Genomic DNA, 20,315 nt, shown 5'->3' on the forward strand with positions numbered 1-20,315 from the left:
TCCTGGGCGCGACTTCCCTCCGGTCCGGCAGGGGCATCGCCCGATCGGCCTCGGGCCGAGGAATTTACGGAGTCATTGCGATCCGAGAGGCCAGTATACCCCTCAAGGTCTCGGCGATTGCCGATTTTCAACGATAGATAGAGCCATGGGCTCGCGGCCGGTCGCCTCAAGCGGAGAAGCATCGACCTGTTGGGATAGCCGACTGGCGCGGGAGGGAGGCGGTGCCCCCGAAACCGGAGGTCACCGCCGATAGGCCCGATCAGTGGATGTCTTTCCAGTACTCTTTCTTGAGCAGGTACGCCAGGATGAACAGGAAACCCAGGAACAGGAGGACGTACCGACCCAGTTGCTCACGCTGCAACTGGCTGGGTTCGCCCGCGTAGGTCAGGAAGGCGGTGATGTCGCGCACCATCGCATTGTATTCCTTGGGCGGCAACGAACCTTGCTTGACCAGCTTGACGCCTTCAAGCACCGGCGCGCCGCCTTCCTCGTGCGCCGGAGCAAACACGGGCTCTTGAGCACCCTGCATATCACCTAGCACATGCGGCATGGCGACCAGCGGAAACAGGACATTATTGACGCCGTAGGGGCGAGTATCGTCCAGGTAGAAGCTCTTCAGGTAGGTATACACCCAATCTGGCGAACGCCAACGGGTCACGAGCGTCAGGTCTGGAACAGCGATACCAAACCACTTCAGACTATCTTCCGGACGCATGGCGTTTTCCATCAGATCGCCCGGCTTGGCATCGCCGAAGAGCAGATTCTGGCGCAGCGTCACCTCGTCGATGCCAAGATCCTTGGCCAAACGGTTGTAGCGCATGTACTGCAGGGAATGACAGCCCATGCAGTAATTGACGAAGTACTTAGCGCCACGTTGCAGCGAGGCTTGATCGCGGAGATCGATGTTGGCCTGCTCAAGAGGCGGCCCCTCGGAAGCCGAGAGGATGGCCGGCGAGAGCAGCAACAGGGTGGCAATGATCAGCTTTCTCATGAGGTCACCCTCTCCGGAACAGGCTTGGTCTTATCCAGCGAGCTGTAGATTGGCATCAGCAGGAAGTAGGCGAAGTACAGCGCGGTGAAGATTTGCGACAGCAACGTGTACAGGTCCGAGACGGGCTTCATGCCCAGCCAGGCCAGGACGACGAATGAAACGGCGAAGATGGCCGTCGCCCACTTGAAGATCGGTCCCTTATAGCGCATGGACTTGACCGGACTGCGGTCGAGCCAGGGCAGCACGAAGAGGATCAGGATCGCCGCGAACATGACCACGACGCCGGGGAACTGCGAGCCCCACATGGGCGGAACCGCGCGCAGCATGGCGTAGAAGGGCGTGAAGTACCAGACCGGGGCGATGTGCACCGGGGTTTGCATCGGATTGGCCGGCTGGAAATTTGGCGCTTCCAGGAAGAGCCCGCCGAAGGTCGGTGCGTAGAACATCACCAGACTGAAGATCGCCAGGAAGACCACCACGCCCATGAAATCCTTCACGGTGTAGTAGGGATGGAAGGGGATGCCATCGGCCGGGGCCTTGTCGCTCCAGCGGTTGCCCTTGGGGCCGTTCTTGATCTCGATCCCGTCCGGGTTGTTCGAGCCGACATGGTGCAACGCGACGATGTGCAGGAACACCAGCGCCGCGATCACGAACGGCAGCAGGAAGTGGAAGGCGAAGAAGCGGTTCAGCGTGGCGTCCGAGATGACATAGTCACCGCGCACCCAGACCGACAGATCCTCGCCAACCACCGGCACCGCGGCGAACAGATTCACGATGACCTGCGCGCCCCAATAGGACATTTGGCCCCAAGGCAGCAGATAGCCGAAGAAGGCGGTCGCCATCATGGCCAGGTAGATCACGATACCGATGATCCACAGCAGTTCGCGCGGCTTGCGATAGGAGCCCCAGAGCAGGGCGCGGAACATGTGCAGATAGATCACGATGAAGAACATCGAGGCGCCGGTGGAGTGCATGTAGCGGATCAGCCAGCCCCAGTCGACATCGCGCATGATGTACTCGACCGAAGCGAACGCCAGCGTGGCGTCGGGCTTGTAGCTCATGGCCAGCCAGATGCCGGTTAAGATCTGGATGACGAGCGTCAGGATCGCCAGGGAGCCGAAGAAGGACCAGAAATTCAGGTTCTTCGGGGCATAGTATTCGGAGAGGTGGTTGCGCCAGGTCTCCGTGAGTGGGAATCGCTTATCGATCCAACTGAGGTTTTCGGTCTTTTCAGCGCTCATCAGGCCGCTCCTCCATCCTCACCGACCAGGATGGTGGTGTCGTTGAGATAGGCATGCTTCGGAATCACCAGATTGGTCGGCGCCGGCACACCCTTGAACACGCGTGCCGCCAAGTCGAACCTCGAGCCATGACAGGGACAGAAAAACCCGCCCTTCCAATCGGACCCGAGATCATCGGGGCCAAACTCCGGACGATAGGTCGGCGAGCAGCCCAGATGGGTGCAGATACCGATGGCGACCAGGTACTCGGGCTTGATCGATCGTGTCGGATTCTGGCAGTAGCTGGGTTGCTGAGGAACCGCGGAGACCGGATCCACCAATTTGGGATCGTTGCTGGCCAGCGCCGCAAGCATCTCGGGCGTGCGATGCACGACCCAAACCGGCTTACCACGCCATTTGACGCGCAACAGGGCGCCCGGCTCCAGTTTGCTGATGTCCGCCTCGACCGGCGCACCGGCGGCCCGAGCGCGAGCGCTCGGATTCATCGATGCGACAAACGGGACGAGCGCGTAGCCAGCGCCGACGGCACCGACCACGCTGGTCGCGGCAACGAGCACTCGTCGCCTCATTTTGTTCACGCCTTGCGCGCTCATAGGCCAATATCCCCCGGCTGATGCGAGCACCGCCCACGGCAATCCAGGCGGACACCCCACGCAGCTTGGATGAAAGAAACGTCAGATGGAAAAATATAAGAATATGACGATTGACTGCGAAATCGACCGCGCATTCTCTTCGATTCCAGTGGGATAGGTCAAGGATAAAGCTAAAGCCGCCGTGGCCAGGCCCTTCCTTGATCCAATTCCATCAGGCTGGATTGTCGATCTCGACGAAACGATGCCACAGACCGAAAGACTCGGCCAAATGGACGCCAAGCGCCTCGATGCCATAGCGTTCGGTCGCATGATGGCCAGCGGAAACGTAACAGAGACCGAGTTCGCGAGCCTGATGCATGGTTTGCTCGGAGAGCTCCCCACTCAAGAAGGCGTCGACCCCCAACTCGGCGGCCTGCTCGATATACCCCTGCCCACCACCCGTGCACCAGGCGATCCGCTCGATTCGACCCCGCTCGTATCCGACCGGGATAGCCCGACGACCGAGCCGCCCGGTCACATGCTCCACGAGTTGATCGACGCTCAAGGGTTCCGGCGGACGACCGGCCCAGAGGAGACCATTGGCCAGCGCGGTTGGTTCCGCGTCGAGCAGCCCCAGTCGCCGGCCGAGGGTCGCGTTGTTTCCGACCTCCGGATGGGCGTCGAGCGGCAAATGATAGGCAACCAGACTGGCGCCCGCGCTGAGCAATGTCCTTGCGCGCCGCCCCTTCATGCCAACCAGGCAGGGATTTTCGTTCTTCCAGAACCAGCCGTGATGGACCAGGATCGCATCGGCCCGCTCCGCGATCGCCGCCTCGATGAGCGCCGCGCTCGCACTGACGCCGGATACCAAGCGGCGAATCGGCCGCTCGCCCTCCACCTGCAATCCGTTTGGGGCATAGTCCGCGAAGCGCGCGGCCTCCAGGAAACGATCGCAGTATTCCACGAGCGCGCGAGGTTCGATCATCGGCTTCGGATCTCCTTCTTGTCAGTTGTCAGTGAGTTTTAGACAAGGTCTCGGTCGATGACAAGCCGGCGGAATCCCGCGACGGGGTGAGACTGATGGAAAACAAGCAAAAAAAAGCCCGGCGGGGAGCCGGGCTGGAAACGTCTCATGATGAGAGAGACGAGGAGGACTCGGTAAAATCCAGTGACGGTCAGGCTTGCTTAACTACTCGCTTACGCCTGATCCGCGCTTAAATCAATGCATGAACAGACCGCCGTTGACCGGCAGATTCGCGCCCGTCAGGTAGCTGCTTTCGTCGCTGGCGAGGAAGGCGATCGCGGCGGCGATCTCTTCCGGCTGGGCCATGCGGCGCATCGGAATGCCGCCGATGATGCTGTTGCGCACGCTGTCATCCATCGCCAGGGTCATGGCGGTCTCGACATAACCGGGCGAGATGGTATTCACGGTAACGCCCTTGGAAGCGCCTTCCTGCGCCAGCGCCATGGTGAAACCGTGCATGCCGGCCTTGGCCGCCGAATAATTCGCCTGACCGAACTGTCCACGCTGTCCGTTGACGGACGAGATGTTGATGATGCGCCCGAAGCCGCGCTCCAACATGCCATCCCACACCGGGCGCGTCACATTGAAGACGCTATTGAGGTTGACATTGATCACGGCCTCCCAGTGCGCGAGCTCCATTTTCTTGAAGGTCTTGTCACGGGTGATGCCGGCGCAATTCACCAGGATATCGACCGGACCGAATTTTTCGGTGATCTCCTGGATCATGCGGGTGCTGTCCTCGAACGAGGAGACATCCGCCGTGATGGTGGCGATGTCGAGACCCTCGGCCGCGCGCGCCTGCTTCCACTCCTCGGCGGCCTGGGCCTCGGACGGGTGACAATTCGCCACGACGGTACATCCGTCCTTGGCCAGACGGGTGCAGATCGCGGTGCCGATGCCGCCGATGCCGCCAGTGACGAGTGCGATGCGGGCCATATGTTTCCTCCAGTGACGTTTGTCGTCGGAATTATTGTTCAGGGATAATTTACTACCAGGGCGAAGGTCAGGTGAAGCCCGGCCTCCATTGGCCGTGATCCCCGTCACATCGGGAATCATGGCCAATGGCGGTCCATCCCTGGACCGCTAGGCGACGCCGTCGATCAGGCGGTCGCGACAGTCTTGCGCAGGTCGGCGCTGACGTCGCTCAGGTTCTTTTCGAACCAAACGCGATAGTCGTCGCGAGCCTCGCCGGCGAGCTGCATGGTGGTCTTGCTCTCGGCCAGAACGCGCTCGCTCAGTTCCTTGGTGGCATCGACCTGACCGGTGAAGAACTCATTGTAGCCCTTGGACTCGGTGGCCAGCTTCATGACGCGCATGGCGTGATCCATGTAGAGGGTCATGGCCTCCATCTGACGGGCCGCCATCTTCTCGAAGATGCGAACATTCAGCTCGCCGAGACTGGTCGCGCGCTCGACACTCTTCTCGGTCCACTCATTGACGTTCTTGATGCTATCGGTGCTGTTCATGTGTGTCTCTCCAGGATTTTGTGCAGTGCAGCAATGTTGCATCGCACAATAATCGTCCGGAACGACTCGGTCAAGAGTCTTTTTTGCAATTCTTTCGATTGAGAAAGGCAAGCCTCGATCAGATCGGCGACTCGTCGTCCTTCTTGCGCTCGCCAGCGACGGGAAAGCCGGCCGCGCGCATGAATTCGTCCTGGAGATCCGACCAGATCTCGACGTTCTTCTGGGTCAGGCGGGTCATGGCCTCGAAGGGGTTGTCGCCGAGAGCCTTGGCCATCTCCTGCTGCTGATCGGCGAAGAGATCGAGCGAGGACTCAAGATAGCGGGCAAAGGTGCCCTGCAGGGTTCCGCCATAGAAACGGATGATCTGGGCCAGCATGGAGGCACTGAACAGGGGCTCGCCGCCGGTCTCCTCCTCCAGCATGATCTGAAGCAGGATGGAACGGGTGATGTCGTTGTCGTTCGCGGCATCGACGACCTTGAATCGGGTCCGGCTCATCACAAGACCGCGGACGTCCAAGAGGGTGATGTAGCGACTGACCTCGGTGTCGTAGAGGCGGCGGTTGGGATACTTCTTGATGATTCGCTCGCTGTTCATGGGCACCCATACGGCTCGGCTTGTCGTTCGGCAAGTTTACCCCATTCGCGCGAACGCCTCGCCGACCGAGGTCGGCGAGGCGCCCGAACCGATTGGAGCCAGGCGATCCACGGCCGCCGGCCAGAAGCCGGCGACCATGGCGTCACGACCGCTCGACCGCCAGGGCGACGCCCTGACCACCGCCGATGCAGAGCGTCGCCAGACCCTTCTTGGCATCGCGCTTTTGCATCTCATAGAGCAGCGTGACCAGAACCCGAGCACCGGAGGCGCCGATCGGGTGACCGATCGAGATCGCGCCGCCATTGACGTTCACCTTGGAAAGATCCCAGCCCATGTCCTGGTTGACCGACATGGCCTGCGCGGCGAACGCCTCGTTGGCCTCGACCAGATCCAGATCGGCCGGCGTCCAGCCCGCCTTCTCCAGACACTTGGTGGAGGCCGGGATGGGGCCGGTACCCATGATGGCCGGATCCACGCCCGCGCTCGCGAAGGCGACCAGACGGGCCATCGGGGTCAGGCCCAGTTCCTTGGCCTTGGACTCCTTCATCACCACGACCATGGCCGCGCCGTCGTTGATGCCGGAGGCGTTGCCGGCGGTCACGGTGCCGGCCTTGTCGAAGGCCGGACGCAGCTTGCCCAAGCCCTCGGCCGTGGTTCCGGCGCGCGGGAACTCATCGGTGTCGAACACCAGCGGGTCGCCCTTGCGCTGCGGGATGCTCACCGGAATGATCTCGTCCTTGAAGCGGCCGGACTTGATAGCGGCCTCGGCCTTCTGCTGGGAGCCGGCGGCAAAATCGTCCTGGGCCTCGCGGCTGAAGGCGTACTGCTTGGCGATGTTCTCGGCGGTGACGCCCATGTGGCAGTTGTTGAAGGCGTCCCAGAGACCGTCGACGATCATGGTGTCCTTCATCGCCCAATCGCCCATGCGCTGTCCCTCGCGCGAACGCGGCAGAACGTGCGCGGACTGGCTCATGCTCTCCTGACCGCCGGCGATCACGATGTCGGCGTCGCCGCAGGCCACCGCCTGCATCGCCAGATGCACCGCCTTGAGCCCGCTGCCGCAGACCTTGTTGATGGTCATGGCCGGGACGGAATTCGACAGACCGGCGTTTAGGGTCGTCTGACGCGCCGGATTCTGACCCACGCCGGCGGTCAGAACCTGGCCGAGAATCACCTCGTCGATCTGGTCGGGCGCGATACCGGTGCGCGCGAGCAGGGCCTTGAGCACGGTGGTACCGATCTCGGTCGCGGACAGGGTGGAAAGTGAGCCGCCGAAGGTACCGACGGCGGTACGGCCAGCGTCGACGATGACGATATTCTCGCTCATGGTGTGAATGTCCTCTCTCTTGAAGGTGCGGAATCGCCCATTGGTTGGGGCTTGTGGCGGGCGGATTCTACGCACCTTTGTTGCAGTGCACAAATCCGCATGATAACGTTGGCCCGATAACACCCCCCGAGGAGGGCCAAGGCATGAGTAACGATACCTTTTTCAACAACGACTGGCTGGATCTTCAACGCAAGTACTGGGATAGCTGGTCCGCCATGAGCCGCAAGGCCATGGGTCAGGATGGCGAGGCGAACATGACGGCGCCCTGGGAAGACGCGCTCAACCACTGGTGGAAGGCCCTGTCGCCGGCGGCGCCCGATCTCTCCCGTTCCTTCATGGAAAAGATGATGGATCAGGGCAAGAATTTCTTCCGCATGGCGGAAACTTTCTCCAACCGTCCAGACGATGGAACCGCCACCAACGGCGTGGCCTATTGGACCAAGGCGCTCGAGGACATGCAGAAGCAATTCAGCGGATCCCTCGACGACGGCGGCAACGCCATGCAGCGCATGATGTCCTTCTGGGAGCTGCCGCTCGACAACTGGCAGCGCATGATGTCGTCCATGTCGCCCATGCCCGGCGACTTCCTGCGCAACATGCCGCACGAGCATTTCAAGGGCAACCTCGACCGCGCCCTCTCCGCCCCCGGCCTCGGCTATACCCGCGAGGAGCAGAGCCAGTACCAGGAGCTCATGCGCAGCGCCCTGGACTACCAGGCGGCCCAACAGGAGTACAGCAACTTCTACAGCGGACTCGGCATGAAGTCGGTCGAGCGCATGGGCGGCTACATCCAGGAAGTGATCGACAGCGGCAAGAGCATCGACTCCGCGCGCGCCCTCTATGACAACTGGGTCCGCTGCTGCGAGTCGGTGTATGCCGACGAGGTCGCGACCCCCGAGTACGCCGCGATCCATGGCCGTCTGGTCAACGCCCAGATGGCGCTCAAGAAGCGCATGTCGATCCTGGTGGACGAGAACCTCGGCGCCATGAACATGCCGACCCGCAGCGAGCTGCGCACCCTACAGGATCGTCTCCAGGAAACCCGGCGCGAGAACAAGCAGCTGCGTCAGGGCCTGAATGCGCTGGAACGGCGCGTGGCGGCCTTGGCCGGCGAGACGCCCGTCAGCGCCACACCCGCGACCGCCCTCAAGGCGACCGCGCCAGCCACCAAGGCCCCGGCGCGTCGACGCGCCACCAAGACCGATCCGACCGAATAGACCGGCGGATATCGACCTTAGGCCGCGCAACCAACGAACACCGCGAGGAAAGACAATATGCTCCCTATCGATATCCGGCCAGACAAGCTCGCCCAGGAAATGCTCGACTACAGTCGCAAGCTGGGTCAGGGCATGGAAAACCTGCTCAACGCCGAGGCCATCGACACCGGCGTCAGCCCGAAACAGCCCGTTCACAGCGAGGACAAGCTGGTCCTCTACCGCTACGACACCCCCGAGGGCGTCACGCCCGGCGCGGTGCCGCTGCTGATCGTCTACGCCCTGGTCAACCGGCCCTACATGACGGACATCCAGGAAGACCGCTCCACCATCAAGGGGCTGCTCGCCACCGGCCAGGACGTCTATCTGATCGACTGGGGCTACCCGGACCAGGCCGACCGCGCCCTGACCCTGGACGACTACATCAACGGCTACATCGACCGCTGCGTGGACTTCCTGTGCGAATCCCACGGCGTCGAGAAGGTCAACATCCTCGGCATCTGCCAGGGTGGCGCCTTCAGTCTGATGTACGCCTCGCTGCACCCGGACAAGGTCAACAACCTGGTGACCATGGTCACCCCGGTCGACTTCAAGACCCCGGACAATCTGCTGTCCGCCTGGGTACGGAATATGGACGTCGACCTGGCGGTCGACACCATGGGCAACATCCCCGGCGAGCTGTTGAACTGGACCTTCCTGTCGCTCAAGCCCTTCAGCCTGACCGGCCAGAAATACGTCAACATGGTCGATCTGCTCGATGACCCGGACAAGGTCAAGAATTTCCTGCGCATGGAGAAATGGATCTTCGACAGCCCGGACCAGGCCGGCGAGACCTTCCGTCAGTTCATCAAGGATTTCTACCAGAACAACGGCTTCATCAACGGCGGCGTGAAGCTCGGCGGGCGTGAAGTGGACCTCAAGCACGTCACCTGCCCGGTGCTCAACATCTTCGCGCTCCAGGATCACCTGGTTCCGCCGGATGCCTCCAAGGCGCTCAAGGGCCTGGTCGGCAGCAAGGACTACACGGAACTGGCCTTCCCCGGCGGCCACATCGGCATTTACGTCAGCGGCAAGGCGCAGAAGGAAGTCACCCCCGCGATCGGCAAGTGGCTCAACGAGCGAAGCTGATCCAAGCCTTCCAGCCGTCGGCCCGACACAGGGGCTGGCGGCTGGATCTCTAATCCTGCACGTAGAAGTGATGCCAGCCGGCACCGCTGGCTCGGATCAACAGATCGAACAGCGACTGGGTTGGCGTCGCCTCCCCTGGAAAGACCTCCTCCACCTGGATGAAGAGGCAGCCGAACCCACCCTGCTGCTTCCAGTCCCATCCCCAAGGCGCACGCGTTTCGCCACAGCTCGGACAACTCACACCGGCATGCGGATGCGCGGCCCAATGGTCCGTGCGCTCGCGCCAGTCGGTCAATCGCGCCCGACACCCCAGACACCTTGGCGCCCTGGTATTGCGACCCGATAACAGCCAGGGATGCGCGCTGGCGGGCGGAATGCGGATATGGGCGAAGCGGGTGTCGGCCTCGGGCTCATCCCGAACCCAGACCGAACAGCCAGCGAAGGCCAGCAGACTCAGGAACCCAGGCCCGATCCGGAAGGCGCGAGCGCCGCCTTCGCCCAGATGTTCGCCCAGACGTTCGCCGAGAAATCCCGCCGTGGTCAGCGCCTCGATCAGTAAACCGCTATCCGGGGCGGCATGAGGATCGGCAGGGGTCAGCACCAAGCGACCCGTATGGGCGGGCGAAAGCGGTTTCGGCCCCTTGGGGTCGTCCGGCGCGGAGGTTGGGCCATCGATGGCGAGGGGCTCAATTTTCATGCGACATACGCTGGAAATCGAAGGTCAAATCCGGGCTCGGCATCTGGAGATAATGGCCCTGGATGAAATCCGGCCGACAGGTCCAGACGCGCGAGACGCCGGCCTGGTCGTCGATGCCCGGAGCGATCACCGAGATACCGCGCACCTGAAGCGACTGGATCACATCCATGAGTCGCGTCTGTTCCATCTCGCGGGTCGTCTGAAGCGACAGCTTGACCAGCGTCACGCCGAGCCGCCCCAGCAGGGAGACCTCTTCCCTCAGACCCGTGACATGACAGACGCAGATCTGCATCCCATAGTTGCGCAGACGCTCGATCAGCGGCTTGGCGTCGCCGCGATGCTGACGAATGTCGTTCATCTGAACCTGCAACAAGGGATAGACCTGAGTCAGATTCCCCTGGACGATCTGGTCGCGCAGCCAGGGAAACCACTCCGGAGCGGTCAGGGTCGTGATGTTCTGATGCACCAGCAGCTTCAACCTGGGATGCTCGACGCGGCGCGCGCGCATGATTTCCAAGGCCCGCCGCAGCACCCAGCGATCGATCCTCGGCATCAGCTCCGAGCGCTCCGCGACGGACAGGAAATCCGCGGGCGGGATCTCCTCGCCATCCAGGGTCCGCAACCTGATCACGGCCTCGTACAGCTCATCCTCCTGACGGTTCAGCGAAAGAATCGGCTGGAACAGCAGCAACAGGCCGTCGTGAGCCAGCGCGGTGGTCACCAGCCGCTTAATCACGGATTCGGCCTCCTGGGTTCCTCCTCCCCCCGCTCCACCAGGCGACCAGACCTGGATTCGGTTCCCGCCGGCCTGTTTCGCGCTCAAGACCGCCTTCTCGCCACGCGACACCAGGGCGGAGACATCGTCCGGCGGTGGATTGAAGGTGCCGACACCCACGCTCACCGTGACCGGGAGCTCCTTCTCCAGGTTCCCTGGCTTCAGCCCGGCCAACTGGCCGCGTAACTCGTCGGCCAACCCCTTCAACTGCTCCGCGCTCTCACGCCTGGCCAGGAGGGCATACCGAAAGTCGTCCAGGCGCGTCGCGCTTTCCTCGGCGCCCACCAGTTTGCCGAGCCGCATTTCCAGCTCCCGCAGTAATGCCTCGGTGGCGCCGAGACCCAGCGTCTCAAGCAGGGACTGGGAGGTGTCCAGCTCGATGAGCAAAAGGCCCTGCCCATCGCCGGCCACCTCGTCCGCGTGGATGATCCGCTCCAGATGACGCATGAAGACATCGCGCGGCAGGAATCCACCCGCGCTCTCGCGACGATTGACCAGGGTGCGGCGATCCTGAAGCCAGCGCGACATCCGCATCCGGTATTCGACCGCCGCGATCAGGGCCGCGCGACGCACGGGCTTGGAAACGAAGCCATCGCCCCCGGCCTTGAGCGCCTCCAGTTGCCTGTCGAGATCGGTTTCCCCGGACAGAAAGAGCAGCGGGATCCCAAAGAAGTCATCGTGATCGCGAATGATGGCCGCCAGTTCGGCCCCCGAGAGCGCCGGAAAATAGAGATCCGCCAGAATCAGATTCGGCCTGAAGGCCAGCATGCGCGCGAGCACCTTCATTGGATCCTCGACCACCAGGGCCTTCATGCCGAGGCTGGCGAGCAGGGTCGCGAGTTTCCGGCCCTCGACCGGATCCGCCAGGATCAGCAGGATGCGATAGGGCCTGGCCTCGATGAGGCCGCACATTCGGAGAATCCGGGCGGCGAGACGCCCGACCGCCACCGGAGCGACCAGATAGCTGGCTACCCCGGCGCGCATCGCGCCCAGCCTGTGCTCCAGGGTATCCTCGCCACGTTCCCTGCTGGCGATGCCGATCAGGTTCGGGCGTGCGCCCGCGACATCGGCGAGGGCCGCGATGAAGCCACCGAGCCGGCCCTCCCCGGAGAACTCCGCCAGATCGAGCAGAACGACCTGGGGCAATGATCCCGCGGCCTCCCGGATGAGATCGAGCGCCTTGGCGAAGGCGACCAACCGGACACCCCTGGGCTCCAGAACGGCGTCCAGTTCCGCCATCAGCTCCCGATCGACGCCCAAGCAGAAGACACGGCCGCGCGAGGCTTCATTGGTGGTAGGTTTCATATCCTGTAGAACCTGTGTATGGAACACGCCATCGTCTGGGGCGATGATGAATGGCCCGCTCGGGTTTCGCAAATCCGTCGCGGGCGGGTTTCTATTGAAATCACCGCGCCCTTTCGCTAGTTTCGGAGCCTAGATGCTGCTGCTGGGGGTGTCCGTGACGATCCGCCGCCGCTGGTTTCTCGAGATTCGGACCTCAGGGTTCGGCCGAGCACCCGGTATTGGCGGAAATCGTCACGGGCTGAGAGAAGACCCTTTGAACCTGATCCGGATCATGCCGGCGCAGGAAAGCAGGCGAGATCGCAAACGCGCAGGGCGCTCCGACAGAGGACGGAGCGATCCGGCGCGCCCCTCCCGCCCCGCCTCCTGTCCACTCGCCGCCGATCCCTGGAAGCCAGGTCGAACCGCCTCGCCGGAGGCGCTTTCTCAATCCCTCGCGGCTCGCGATCCCCGCATCGATCAGAGGCGCCCCAGGCGCCGCGCACCAGCCTCGAGGTATCCAGATGAGCGCCATCCCAAAAGAATTCGTCCGTAAGACCGCCCGGCTGTCCGAGGAGGTGACCCGGCCCTTCCCCAGTTCCAGCAAACGCTATGTCATCGGCTCCCGTCCGGACCTGCGTGTGCCGATGCGCGAGGTGACCCTGACGCCCACCCAAACCAACCAGGGCGACGAGGACAATCCACCGGTCCTGATCTACGACACCTCCGGTCCCTACACCGATCCGCACGCGCGCATCGATCTCAGGGCCGGTCTGGCGGATGTGCGCACCGCCTGGATCGAGGAGCGCGGCGATACCGAATTCCTGACCGGACCGACCTCCGCCTTCGGCCTTGCCCGCCAGAACGATCCAGCCCTCGCCCATCTGCGTTTCGAGCATCTGCGCACCCCGCGCCGCGCCGCGCCCGGCCGCAACGTCACCCAGATGCACTACGCCCGCCAGGGAACCGTCACCCCCGAGATGGAATATATCGCCATCCGCGAGAACATGCGGCTCGACGAACTGCGCGCCGATCCGCGCTACGCCAAGGTGCTGCGTCAGCATCCCGGTCACTCCTTCGGCGCCGCCCTGCCCGAGACCATCACTCCCGAATTCGTCCGCGCCGAGGTCGCCCGCGGGCGCGCCATCATCCCAGCCAACATCAACCACCCCGAACTGGAGCCCATGATCATCGGGCGCAACTTCCGGGTGAAGATCAACACCAATATCGGCAACTCCGCGCTCAGTTCATCCATCGAAGAAGAAGTCGAGAAGATGGTCTGGTCGGCGCGCTGGGGCGGCGACACCCTGATGGATCTCTCGACCGGCAAGAACATCCACGAGACCCGCGAATGGATCCTGCGCAACGCCCCCATGCCGATCGGCACCGTGCCCATCTACCAGGCGCTGGAGAAGGTCGACGGCAAGCCCGAGGAACTGACCTGGGAGCTGATGCGCGACACCCTGATCGAGCAGGCCGAGCAAGGGGTCGACTACTTCACCATCCATGCCGGCGTACTGCTGCGCTATGTGCCGCTCACGGCCGATCGCCTCACCGGCATCGTCTCGCGCGGCGGCTCCATCCTCGCCAAATGGTGCCTGGCCCATCACCAGGAAAATTTCCTCTACACCCATTTCGGCGAGATCTGCGAGATCATGAAGGCGTATGACGTCGCCTTCAGCCTGGGCGACGGCTTGCGTCCCGGCTCGCTCGCCGACGCCAACGACCGCGCCCAGTTCGCCGAACTGGAAACCCTCGGCGAGCTGACCAAATTCGCCTGGGAGCAGGATGTGCAGGTCATGATCGAAGGCCCCGGCCATGTCCCCTTGCAGATGATCCAGGAGAACATGACCAAGGAGCTGGCCGACTGTTACGAAGCACCCTTCTACACCCTCGGCCCGCTGATCACCGACATCGCACCGGCTTACGACCACATCACCTCCGGCATCGGCGCCGCCAACATCGGCTGGTATGGCACCGCCATGCTCTGCTACGTGACACCGAAGGAGCATCTGGGTCTGCCCAACAAGCAGGACGTGCGCGACGGCATCGTCACCTACAAGATCGCCGCCCACGCCGCCGACCTCGCTAAGGGCCTTCCCGGCGCTCAGATCCGCGACAACGCCCTTTCCAAGGCCCGCTTCGAATTCCGCTGGGAAGACCAGTTCAACCTCTCCCTCGACCCCGACCGCGCCCGCGAATACCACGACCAGACCATGCCCCACGCCGCCCACAAGGTCGCCCACTTCTGCTCCATGTGCGGCCCGCATTTCTGTTCCATGAAGATCACGCAGGATGTGCGCGACTATGCCGAGGCGCACCGGATCGAGAACATCTCGGTCGCGGTGGAGGAAGGCATGAAGGAGAAGGCGCGGGAGTTTCTGGAGGAAGGGGCGGCGATCTATAAGGCGATCTAGTCGCTAACGATCCTGTAGAACAGGATCGAACCCCAGGCGGTCGGTCCCGGTGGACCGACAGGCACGGGGGATCAGTCGTATTTGATGTACTCGTACCGGGCGTCATCCGGCGTGCCTTCGAGGGCGCTGTCGGCGGCCGGCCGCCAGGTCACCGTGTCCTCGATCTTGCGCGCCAGCTCGAAGTCCTTGTCGGTGACGCCATTGGCCGAGTGGGTTAGCAGCGTGACGATGATTCGGGCGTAGGAGGCATGTAGGTCGGGATGGTGCCAGGCGGCCTCGGCCAGGTGCCCGACCGTATTGATGACCATCAGCGTGCCTTTCCATCCACTGGTGCGGTATTCGCGATGAATGGCGCCGTCCGCGTAATACCAGTGGGGAAGTTCGGCTTGCAGGCGTTGCCGGATCTCGGCTTCGGTATGGATCTTGTCGGTGGACATAGGGATTCACTCCAGTCATGCGGGTTCGAACCCGGCGCCTCGACCGGAGGGCCGAAGCGCCCATCAAGGCCCCGGCGCTAATTCGCCACGCGGGTCACGCGCCCTTGGGCGCAACTCCTCTGATGGCTCGACTTGGATGTCGGCGGGGCGGCCTGGATGAGACGCCCCAGTTCGGCCGGCTCGCCGATATCGCCGTTCAAACTGATCCAGAGTTCGGTGATGATGTTCTCGCCGCCGACCCGCGCGCAGCGAATGAGAACGCGCTCGCCCGCGCCCGCGCCGAAGGCGTCGTCGAAGGCGGACTCGATCTGGTCGCGGGTCAGGATCTCGCCCAGCCGGGCGACGAATAGATCGCGCACACCCGAGGCGTTGAGGGCGTCCAGCGGGGCCAGCGATTCGGAGAAGTACTCATCCGGATCGGTCCCGGCGTCGGGTCCACTCCTGTCCGCCTCGTAACAGGCACCGTGCTTCGGCCATTCGCGCCGGTGCAGACCGGATCGCACCCCCGGCATGGCCACCTCCAGGCGCGCCATCACCCCAGAGGAGAGATCGATCCCGGCGTCCCTGTCCTGGCTGGCCGAGCAGTCGATGGGCGCGCCGCGACCGCAATAGCAGGGAAAGATCGCCTTGTCGTCCAGATCGTCCGGCCAGAGCCCGTGCAGCGAGAAATGGCTGGCGTCGTGGCGCTCGGCCGTTTGCGATCGACACTCCGCCTTGTCCCGGCCGGCACTGGTGGCGCAGAACCCCGGTTGCCAGCTCGCGGCGAGCACCAGTTCGATGCTGTCGGGCGTCAGGCCCGCGCCGCCCGGACCGCCACCGGAACCGCCGCCCGACCCCGGCTCGCCATCGACGAGGACCAGTGAATCCTTCGGGGCATAGGCCCCGCAGCCCATCGGAACCCAGCGCGCCTCGGTCAGGGGCGCGCCCGGCACCAGGATGCGATAGTGGCTGCCAGGCGTGGCGTTGCGTCCAATCATGTCGTAGGCGCGCCGGGGTTCGAGCCGGATGTTGCCGGGGTTGTCCCGATCCTTCTTCTTGGTCGCCTCGCAGGCCTTGAGGGCGATGAAATAACCCTTGAGATTGACCTCCTGGGCCTGGGTCGGAGCGGCGAGACCGACCGACAGGAACAGCGCCGCCGAAAAGATGAGCTGTCGCATAGCGAGCCTCCGCGTCATGGGTGAAGTATCAAATCCGCTGATTGGATGAGGCTCCTGTCCGCCCGGCGACCGGTCAAGGATCCAGCGCCGGATCGTCCTGGGAGCGCCTATAACAGCGAGCGTCCGCGCGGATTCGCCAGCCATTGGAAATGATAGGGCGGGATCACCAGACGATTGTTGAACAGTGTGGGCGACTCGCCCGTGACCAGATCCTGGAGCGGCCCGCGACCGAACAACCCGCGGTGGCTGAGATCATCCAGATCCAGATATTGCGGCGCGGCGTCGAAATTGGCCGCGACCAGCACCGAGCTGGTCGGCATGGTCGGGTGGGTGCGCAGGAAGACGAAAAGGTGCGGATTGCCCACGTCGACCGGCTCGCGGTTGTTGAAGTCTGCGAAGGCCGGGGTGTTCTTGCGCACCGCGATCAGCCGCTTGAGCCCATCGAAGAGGCGCTGCTCGACGCTGCCGGGCTGGTGGCGCCGCTCGGCGCGCTCCCAGTCGATGCGCGGACGATGGATCCAGCGCGCATCACTGGCCTTGTTGACGTCGTCCAGGAAGGAGCGGTCGTTCAGGGTACCGATCTCGTCGCCGTACCAGATCAGCGGGATGCCGCCGAACGAGAGGATCATCCCGTGCAGGGTCAGGATGAGGGCGATCGCCTGGTCGATCGCCGGCTGATCGTCCGTCTCCAGCGCGCTCTCCAGTCCCGCGAGCGAGGCCAGGGCGCCGGCGATGCGCGCGTCGCCGGTCTTGTGGTTGACCCCGAACGGCCGTCCGCGACTGGGCGAGCCCTCGAAGGCCCCGGTGAACCAGTCGATCAGGAAGCGGCGATGCGCATAGGGCTCGTAATCGCAGGCGCGGATGTCGGCGTCGTCGAAGCCGAGCCCGATGTCATCGTGACAGCGCACATAGTTGAGCCAGGTCGCCCGGTCGAGCTTGAGCGGCAGGCTCTGAATGCCCTGATTGAGCAGCTTGGCGTTCTTGGTCGCCACCGCGTCCCAGAGCAGGGCCATGAAGGTGGCGTTGTAGGCGATCTCGCATTCCTTGGCGATGACCGCGTCCTCGCCGAAATATTTGATGATTTCCGAAGGCGCCACGATCGCCTCGGCGATAAAGAGCACCCCCGGCGCGACCACCTGACAGCAGTCCTTCATCAGTTGCAGGATGAGGTGCGCCTCGCGTTCGTTCTGGGAGCGGGTGCCGATCTTCTTCCACAGAAAGGCGACCGCGTCCAGGCGCACGATGTCCGCGCCCTGATTGGCCCAGAACAGAATGATGTCCAGCATCTCGATGAAGACCGAGGGGTTGGAGTAATTCAGATCCCATTGATAGCGATTGAAGACCGTCATCACCCACTGTTCCATGGACTCGTCCCAGGTGAAATTGCCGGGGGCGGTCTCGGGGAAGATCTCGGGCAGGGTCGCCTCGAACATATCGGGGACGTCGCGGTTCGGAAAGACGTAATAGAAATCCTGGCGGCTCTTGTCGCCGGCGCGCGCCGCGCGCGCCCAGGCGTGCTCGTCGGAGGTGTGATTCACCACCACGTCGAGCGTCAGCAGCATGCCGCGCGCGTGCATCGTCTCGGCGAGCGCGCGGATGTCCTCGACCGTGCCGACGCGCGGGTCGATGGCGCGGAAATCACTTACCGCGTAGCCGCCGTCGCTCGCCCCCAGCGGACAGCGCAGGATCGGCATCACATGCACCATGTTGACGCCCAGTTCCTGGAGATAGGGCAGGCGCTCGACCAGTCCCTCCAGGGTGGTGGCGAAGCCATCCAGATAGAGCGCCAGACCGGTCCATTCCTGACTCAGAAACCAGTTGTGATTCTCCTCGCGCTCCATGTCGATCCGCTGGAGCGCCTCGGGCCGATCGAGATAGGCGCGCGCCAGCCGCTCGGTCAATTCGGTGATCCGCTCCTGGAAGTCCTCGCGATGACCGTAGAGGTGCTCGAACAGCGAATGAATGGCGTAGAAATTCGCGCCCAGGCGGGTATAGAAGTGACGCAGATCCTGCCGCGCGATCGGATGACTGAGGGCATCGAGGATATCGTTGAGCAGGGCATGGGAAACCGGTTCGTACATGGAGACTCCAGAGCCGCGGGTGAGTCGGGGGTCTGGTCTGGACCGCCAGCCAGGCGCTAGTAGGTATCGAGACCCCAGTGATCGAGGAATGGCTGATACAGGGCTCGATCCGTCCCGGTCGCGCCGCGCCGCGCGACGATCCGCGAGGCGAAGGTCTGGGCGCGCGCGAGGGTCGTGGCGAGCGGCCAGCCCTGGAGCAGGCCGAGGAGGATCACGGCCGTGAAGGCATCGCCCGCGCCGACCGTGTCCACGACCTCCAGCGCGGGCGCCGGGGCGACCCGCTCCAGCCCGCCCTCCGGCGTCAGACCGAACGCCCCCTCGCCGCCGAGTGTGACCACCAGCCCGCTCAGGGCGTGCCGCTCCAGGAACCGCCGCGCCAGGTCGGGCAACGGCCAGGCCGACGCGCCCGCCTCCCCGGCGGATAAACGCACCAGTTCATCCCGGTTCAGCTTCACCCAATCGGCGTCCGTCACCAGCCCCAGGGTGGTCTCCAGCGTCCACCAGGGATCGCGCAGATTCACGTCGAGAAAGACCAGATCCGGGATCCCTCGCTTGAGTCCGAGCAGGGTGGAAGCCGACACCGGGCCGCGCAACGCCAGGGTTCCATGATAGAGCAGCCCAACCGAGCCGCTATCCATAGGCGCGCGGATGAAATCGTAGGCGCGCTCGGGAAGGATCGCGTAGCTGGGTTCGCCGTCGACCAGGCTCACCCGGACCCGGCCGGTCGGATGCTCGGGATCCGTCTGAAGGCCGGACGTGTCCAGGCCCCACGCCTCCATGTCCGCGCGGATCCGCTCGCCGTCCGGATCCGCGCCAGCCGCGCTGATGAAACGCGGCCCGGCGCCGAAGGCCGCGAGATGCCAGGCAACATTGAAAGGCGCGCCGCCGAGCACGCGCCGACCATCGGGGAAAACGTCGAACAGCACTTCGCCAAAAAGACAGGGGTTGGGGTATGGCATCGTCGGAGATCCTCCGGAGTCGAGCCGAGCGGCTGGCCGCGGCCAGCCGCTCGGTCCTTTCCAGGATAGCCAAGCGAGCAGGCGCCCGCGCGGCCTAGGGCGACGAGGTTATGCGGAGATCGACAGGAGTCCGGAAGCGCTGGCGTTACCGCTTTTCTCGACCCCGCCATAGGTCTGTGCCAGTTGCATGATCGTTTGCCTCGACCTGGCGTCAAGGCCGCTCGTCACGCTGTCGCTACTCGCACTCTCCGAGGTCGTTGCCGAGGTGCTGGTCGCACTGGCGTCAAGGGTCTCGGTGGCCGAGGTCTGGCTCGCTTGGTAGTAGGCGACGAGTTCCTCGGCACTGACGGCACCATCCTCATTGGTGTCGGCCGCGGCGATCAGGCGCGAATCGGTCTCGCTGTCGGACGATTCGGATGACTCTGGCGGCGGCCCACCTGGACCACCCGCCCCCCCAGGTCCACCTGGCCCACCAGGTCCACCCGGACCACCTATCCCCGCAGCGAAATCACGACTCTCGGCAATGGTCCGAAGGGTATCCGTGAGTTCGGTCGAGGTGACCTCGCCATCCCCATCGTTATCGAACGCCGAAAAAATCTCGTCGGCACTGGTAGCGGACGCACGACCGCTTGCGGCCGACATCCCCTCGATAGCCGTCTGGAACTCCGACTCGGCAAGAGAACCATTGCCGTCGGCATCCAGATTCCCAAGGAGGCTGTCCGCTAGCGTGGCCGGATCGGGCGGCTGCGTGGCTCCCCTGGAGGCCGTTTGATAAAGCATCGACGTAAAGCCGCCGACACCGCTGATCGCGCTACTCATGGCAAGCTCCTCGCGGGTTGAACGGCTCTAATTCCGTTCCGCCTCCCGACGCCTGGTTTTAGTCCTCATGACATTGTAGGCCCTCCTCGGCCAGCCTGACTCGGGCGGCTCGACAAAATTCGCCTTCCGATCCT

18 protein-coding genes are annotated in these 20,315 nt (G+C 63.7%); 3 read left to right on the top strand and 15 right to left on the bottom strand.

Annotated features, from left to right (window positions below):
* Positions 1–259: 259 nt before the first annotated feature.
* The 8 genes from CKO27_RS15655 to CKO27_RS15690 all read right to left on the bottom strand — a co-directional run bounded on the left by CKO27_RS15655 (position 260) and on the right by CKO27_RS15690 (position 7,216).
* On the bottom strand, positions 260–991 hold the full coding sequence (locus CKO27_RS15655; protein ID WP_200375841.1) for a cytochrome c1: 732 nt from the start codon (positions 989–991) through the stop codon (positions 260–262).
* The gene (locus tag CKO27_RS15660) at positions 988–2,232 is read right to left on the bottom strand and encodes a cytochrome b (RefSeq protein WP_200375842.1); all 1,245 of its coding nucleotides are present in this window, start codon (positions 2,230–2,232) and stop codon (positions 988–990) included. The genes CKO27_RS15655 and CKO27_RS15660 overlap by 4 nt, the downstream gene beginning before the upstream one ends.
* The gene (gene petA / locus CKO27_RS15665) at positions 2,232–2,825 is read right to left on the bottom strand and encodes a ubiquinol-cytochrome c reductase iron-sulfur subunit (RefSeq protein ID WP_200375843.1); all 594 of its coding nucleotides are present in this window, start codon (positions 2,823–2,825) and stop codon (positions 2,232–2,234) included. Before petA ends, CKO27_RS15660 begins: the two co-directional genes overlap by 1 nt.
* Before the next feature lie 211 nt (positions 2,826–3,036).
* Positions 3,037–3,789: a Nif3-like dinuclear metal center hexameric protein gene (locus tag CKO27_RS15670; protein ID WP_200375844.1), complete on the bottom strand. Its 753-nt coding sequence runs from the start codon at positions 3,787–3,789 to the stop codon at positions 3,037–3,039.
* Between the two features lie 234 nt (positions 3,790–4,023).
* A complete protein-coding gene (gene phbB / locus CKO27_RS15675) occupies positions 4,024–4,764 on the bottom strand; it encodes a beta-ketoacyl-ACP reductase (RefSeq protein ID WP_200375845.1) in 741 nt (246 codons plus the stop codon).
* Positions 4,765–4,928: 164 nt separating this feature from the next.
* On the bottom strand, positions 4,929–5,294 hold the full coding sequence (locus CKO27_RS15680) for a phasin family protein (RefSeq protein ID WP_200375846.1): 366 nt from the start codon (positions 5,292–5,294) through the stop codon (positions 4,929–4,931).
* A gap of 118 nt (positions 5,295–5,412) precedes the next feature.
* Entirely contained in the window at positions 5,413–5,889 is a 477-nt protein-coding gene (gene phaR, locus CKO27_RS15685; protein WP_200375847.1) for a polyhydroxyalkanoate synthesis repressor PhaR, read from the bottom strand.
* A gap of 142 nt (positions 5,890–6,031) precedes the next feature.
* Positions 6,032–7,216 carry an acetyl-CoA C-acetyltransferase gene (locus CKO27_RS15690; protein WP_200375848.1) on the bottom strand — a complete coding sequence of 395 codons (1,185 nt, stop codon included), beginning with the start codon at positions 7,214–7,216 and terminating at the stop codon, positions 6,032–6,034.
* 143 nt (positions 7,217–7,359) lie between these two features.
* Between CKO27_RS15690 and phaE the strand changes: the two genes are divergently transcribed.
* Both phaE and CKO27_RS15700 read left to right on the top strand, forming a co-directional pair.
* A complete protein-coding gene (phaE, locus tag CKO27_RS15695) occupies positions 7,360–8,433 on the top strand; it encodes a class III poly(R)-hydroxyalkanoic acid synthase subunit PhaE (protein WP_200375849.1) in 1,074 nt (357 codons plus the stop codon).
* Between the two features lie 57 nt (positions 8,434–8,490).
* Positions 8,491–9,558 (top strand): class III poly(R)-hydroxyalkanoic acid synthase subunit PhaC, encoded by a 1,068-nt coding sequence (locus CKO27_RS15700; protein WP_200375850.1) that lies wholly within the window; start codon positions 8,491–8,493, stop codon positions 9,556–9,558.
* Between the two features lie 49 nt (positions 9,559–9,607).
* Here CKO27_RS15700 and CKO27_RS15705 read toward each other — a convergent pair whose 3' ends face one another.
* Positions 9,608–10,255: a hypothetical protein gene (locus CKO27_RS15705; protein ID WP_242470948.1), complete on the bottom strand. Its 648-nt coding sequence runs from the start codon at positions 10,253–10,255 to the stop codon at positions 9,608–9,610.
* Entirely contained in the window at positions 10,245–12,335 is a 2,091-nt protein-coding gene (locus CKO27_RS15710) for an EAL domain-containing protein (protein WP_242470949.1), read from the bottom strand. Before CKO27_RS15710 ends, CKO27_RS15705 begins: the two co-directional genes overlap by 11 nt.
* A gap of 500 nt (positions 12,336–12,835) precedes the next feature.
* Here CKO27_RS15710 and thiC point away from each other — a divergent pair, with 500 nt between their 5' ends.
* Positions 12,836–14,728: a phosphomethylpyrimidine synthase ThiC gene (gene thiC, locus CKO27_RS15715; protein ID WP_200375852.1), complete on the top strand. Its 1,893-nt coding sequence runs from the start codon at positions 12,836–12,838 to the stop codon at positions 14,726–14,728.
* Between the two features lie 71 nt (positions 14,729–14,799).
* On the opposite strand, the gene CKO27_RS15720 is transcribed toward thiC, so the two are convergent.
* From CKO27_RS15720 to CKO27_RS15740, 5 genes are all read right to left on the bottom strand, one after another.
* On the bottom strand, positions 14,800–15,165 hold the full coding sequence (locus tag CKO27_RS15720) for a 4a-hydroxytetrahydrobiopterin dehydratase (protein ID WP_200375853.1): 366 nt from the start codon (positions 15,163–15,165) through the stop codon (positions 14,800–14,802).
* 77 nt (positions 15,166–15,242) lie between these two features.
* Positions 15,243–16,322, bottom strand: coding sequence for a ribonuclease T2 family protein (locus CKO27_RS15725; protein WP_200375854.1), 1,080 nt, complete (start codon positions 16,320–16,322; stop codon positions 15,243–15,245).
* Positions 16,323–16,429: 107 nt separating this feature from the next.
* Positions 16,430–18,403 (bottom strand): amylosucrase, encoded by a 1,974-nt coding sequence (locus CKO27_RS15730; RefSeq protein ID WP_200375855.1) that lies wholly within the window; start codon positions 18,401–18,403, stop codon positions 16,430–16,432.
* A gap of 56 nt (positions 18,404–18,459) precedes the next feature.
* The gene (locus CKO27_RS15735; protein ID WP_200375856.1) at positions 18,460–19,362 is read right to left on the bottom strand and encodes a carbohydrate kinase family protein; all 903 of its coding nucleotides are present in this window, start codon (positions 19,360–19,362) and stop codon (positions 18,460–18,462) included.
* Positions 19,363–19,470: 108 nt separating this feature from the next.
* Complete coding sequence (locus CKO27_RS15740) at positions 19,471–20,181, bottom strand: EF-hand domain-containing protein (protein WP_200375857.1); 711 nt, start codon at positions 20,179–20,181, stop codon at positions 19,471–19,473.
* Positions 20,182–20,315 lie beyond the last annotated feature (134 nt).

This window comes from Thiocystis violacea, from assembly GCF_016583575.1.
Taxonomy (GTDB): Bacteria; Pseudomonadota; Gammaproteobacteria; order Chromatiales; family Chromatiaceae; genus Thiocystis; species Thiocystis violacea.

Coding starts and splice junctions, on each gene's coding strand:
- phbB (WP_200375845.1), bottom strand. CDS start 4,764: ATGGCCCGCATCGCACTCGTCACTGGCGGCATCGGCGGCATCGGCACC.
- CKO27_RS15660 (WP_200375842.1), bottom strand. CDS start 2,232: ATGAGCGCTGAAAAGACCGAAAACCTCAGTTGGATCGATAAGCGATTC.
- thiC (WP_200375852.1), top strand. CDS start 12,836: ATGAGCGCCATCCCAAAAGAATTCGTCCGTAAGACCGCCCGGCTGTCC.
- petA (WP_200375843.1), bottom strand. CDS start 2,825: ATGAGCGCGCAAGGCGTGAACAAAATGAGGCGACGAGTGCTCGTTGCC.
- CKO27_RS15705 (WP_242470948.1), bottom strand. CDS start 10,255: ATGAAAATTGAGCCCCTCGCCATCGATGGCCCAACCTCCGCGCCGGAC.
- CKO27_RS15735 (WP_200375856.1), bottom strand. CDS start 19,362: ATGCCATACCCCAACCCCTGTCTTTTTGGCGAAGTGCTGTTCGACGTT.
- CKO27_RS15655 (WP_200375841.1), bottom strand. CDS start 991: ATGAGAAAGCTGATCATTGCCACCCTGTTGCTGCTCTCGCCGGCCATC.
- phaR (WP_200375847.1), bottom strand. CDS start 5,889: ATGAACAGCGAGCGAATCATCAAGAAGTATCCCAACCGCCGCCTCTAC.
- CKO27_RS15740 (WP_200375857.1), bottom strand. CDS start 20,181: ATGAGTAGCGCGATCAGCGGTGTCGGCGGCTTTACGTCGATGCTTTAT.
- CKO27_RS15725 (WP_200375854.1), bottom strand. CDS start 16,322: ATGCGACAGCTCATCTTTTCGGCGGCGCTGTTCCTGTCGGTCGGTCTC.
- CKO27_RS15720 (WP_200375853.1), bottom strand. CDS start 15,165: ATGTCCACCGACAAGATCCATACCGAAGCCGAGATCCGGCAACGCCTG.
- CKO27_RS15670 (WP_200375844.1), bottom strand. CDS start 3,789: ATGATCGAACCTCGCGCGCTCGTGGAATACTGCGATCGTTTCCTGGAG.
- CKO27_RS15680 (WP_200375846.1), bottom strand. CDS start 5,294: ATGAACAGCACCGATAGCATCAAGAACGTCAATGAGTGGACCGAGAAG.
- CKO27_RS15710 (WP_242470949.1), bottom strand. CDS start 12,335: ATGAAACCTACCACCAATGAAGCCTCGCGCGGCCGTGTCTTCTGCTTG.
- CKO27_RS15730 (WP_200375855.1), bottom strand. CDS start 18,403: ATGTACGAACCGGTTTCCCATGCCCTGCTCAACGATATCCTCGATGCC.
- phaE (WP_200375849.1), top strand. CDS start 7,360: ATGAGTAACGATACCTTTTTCAACAACGACTGGCTGGATCTTCAACGC.
- CKO27_RS15700 (WP_200375850.1), top strand. CDS start 8,491: ATGCTCCCTATCGATATCCGGCCAGACAAGCTCGCCCAGGAAATGCTC.
- CKO27_RS15690 (WP_200375848.1), bottom strand. CDS start 7,216: ATGAGCGAGAATATCGTCATCGTCGACGCTGGCCGTACCGCCGTCGGT.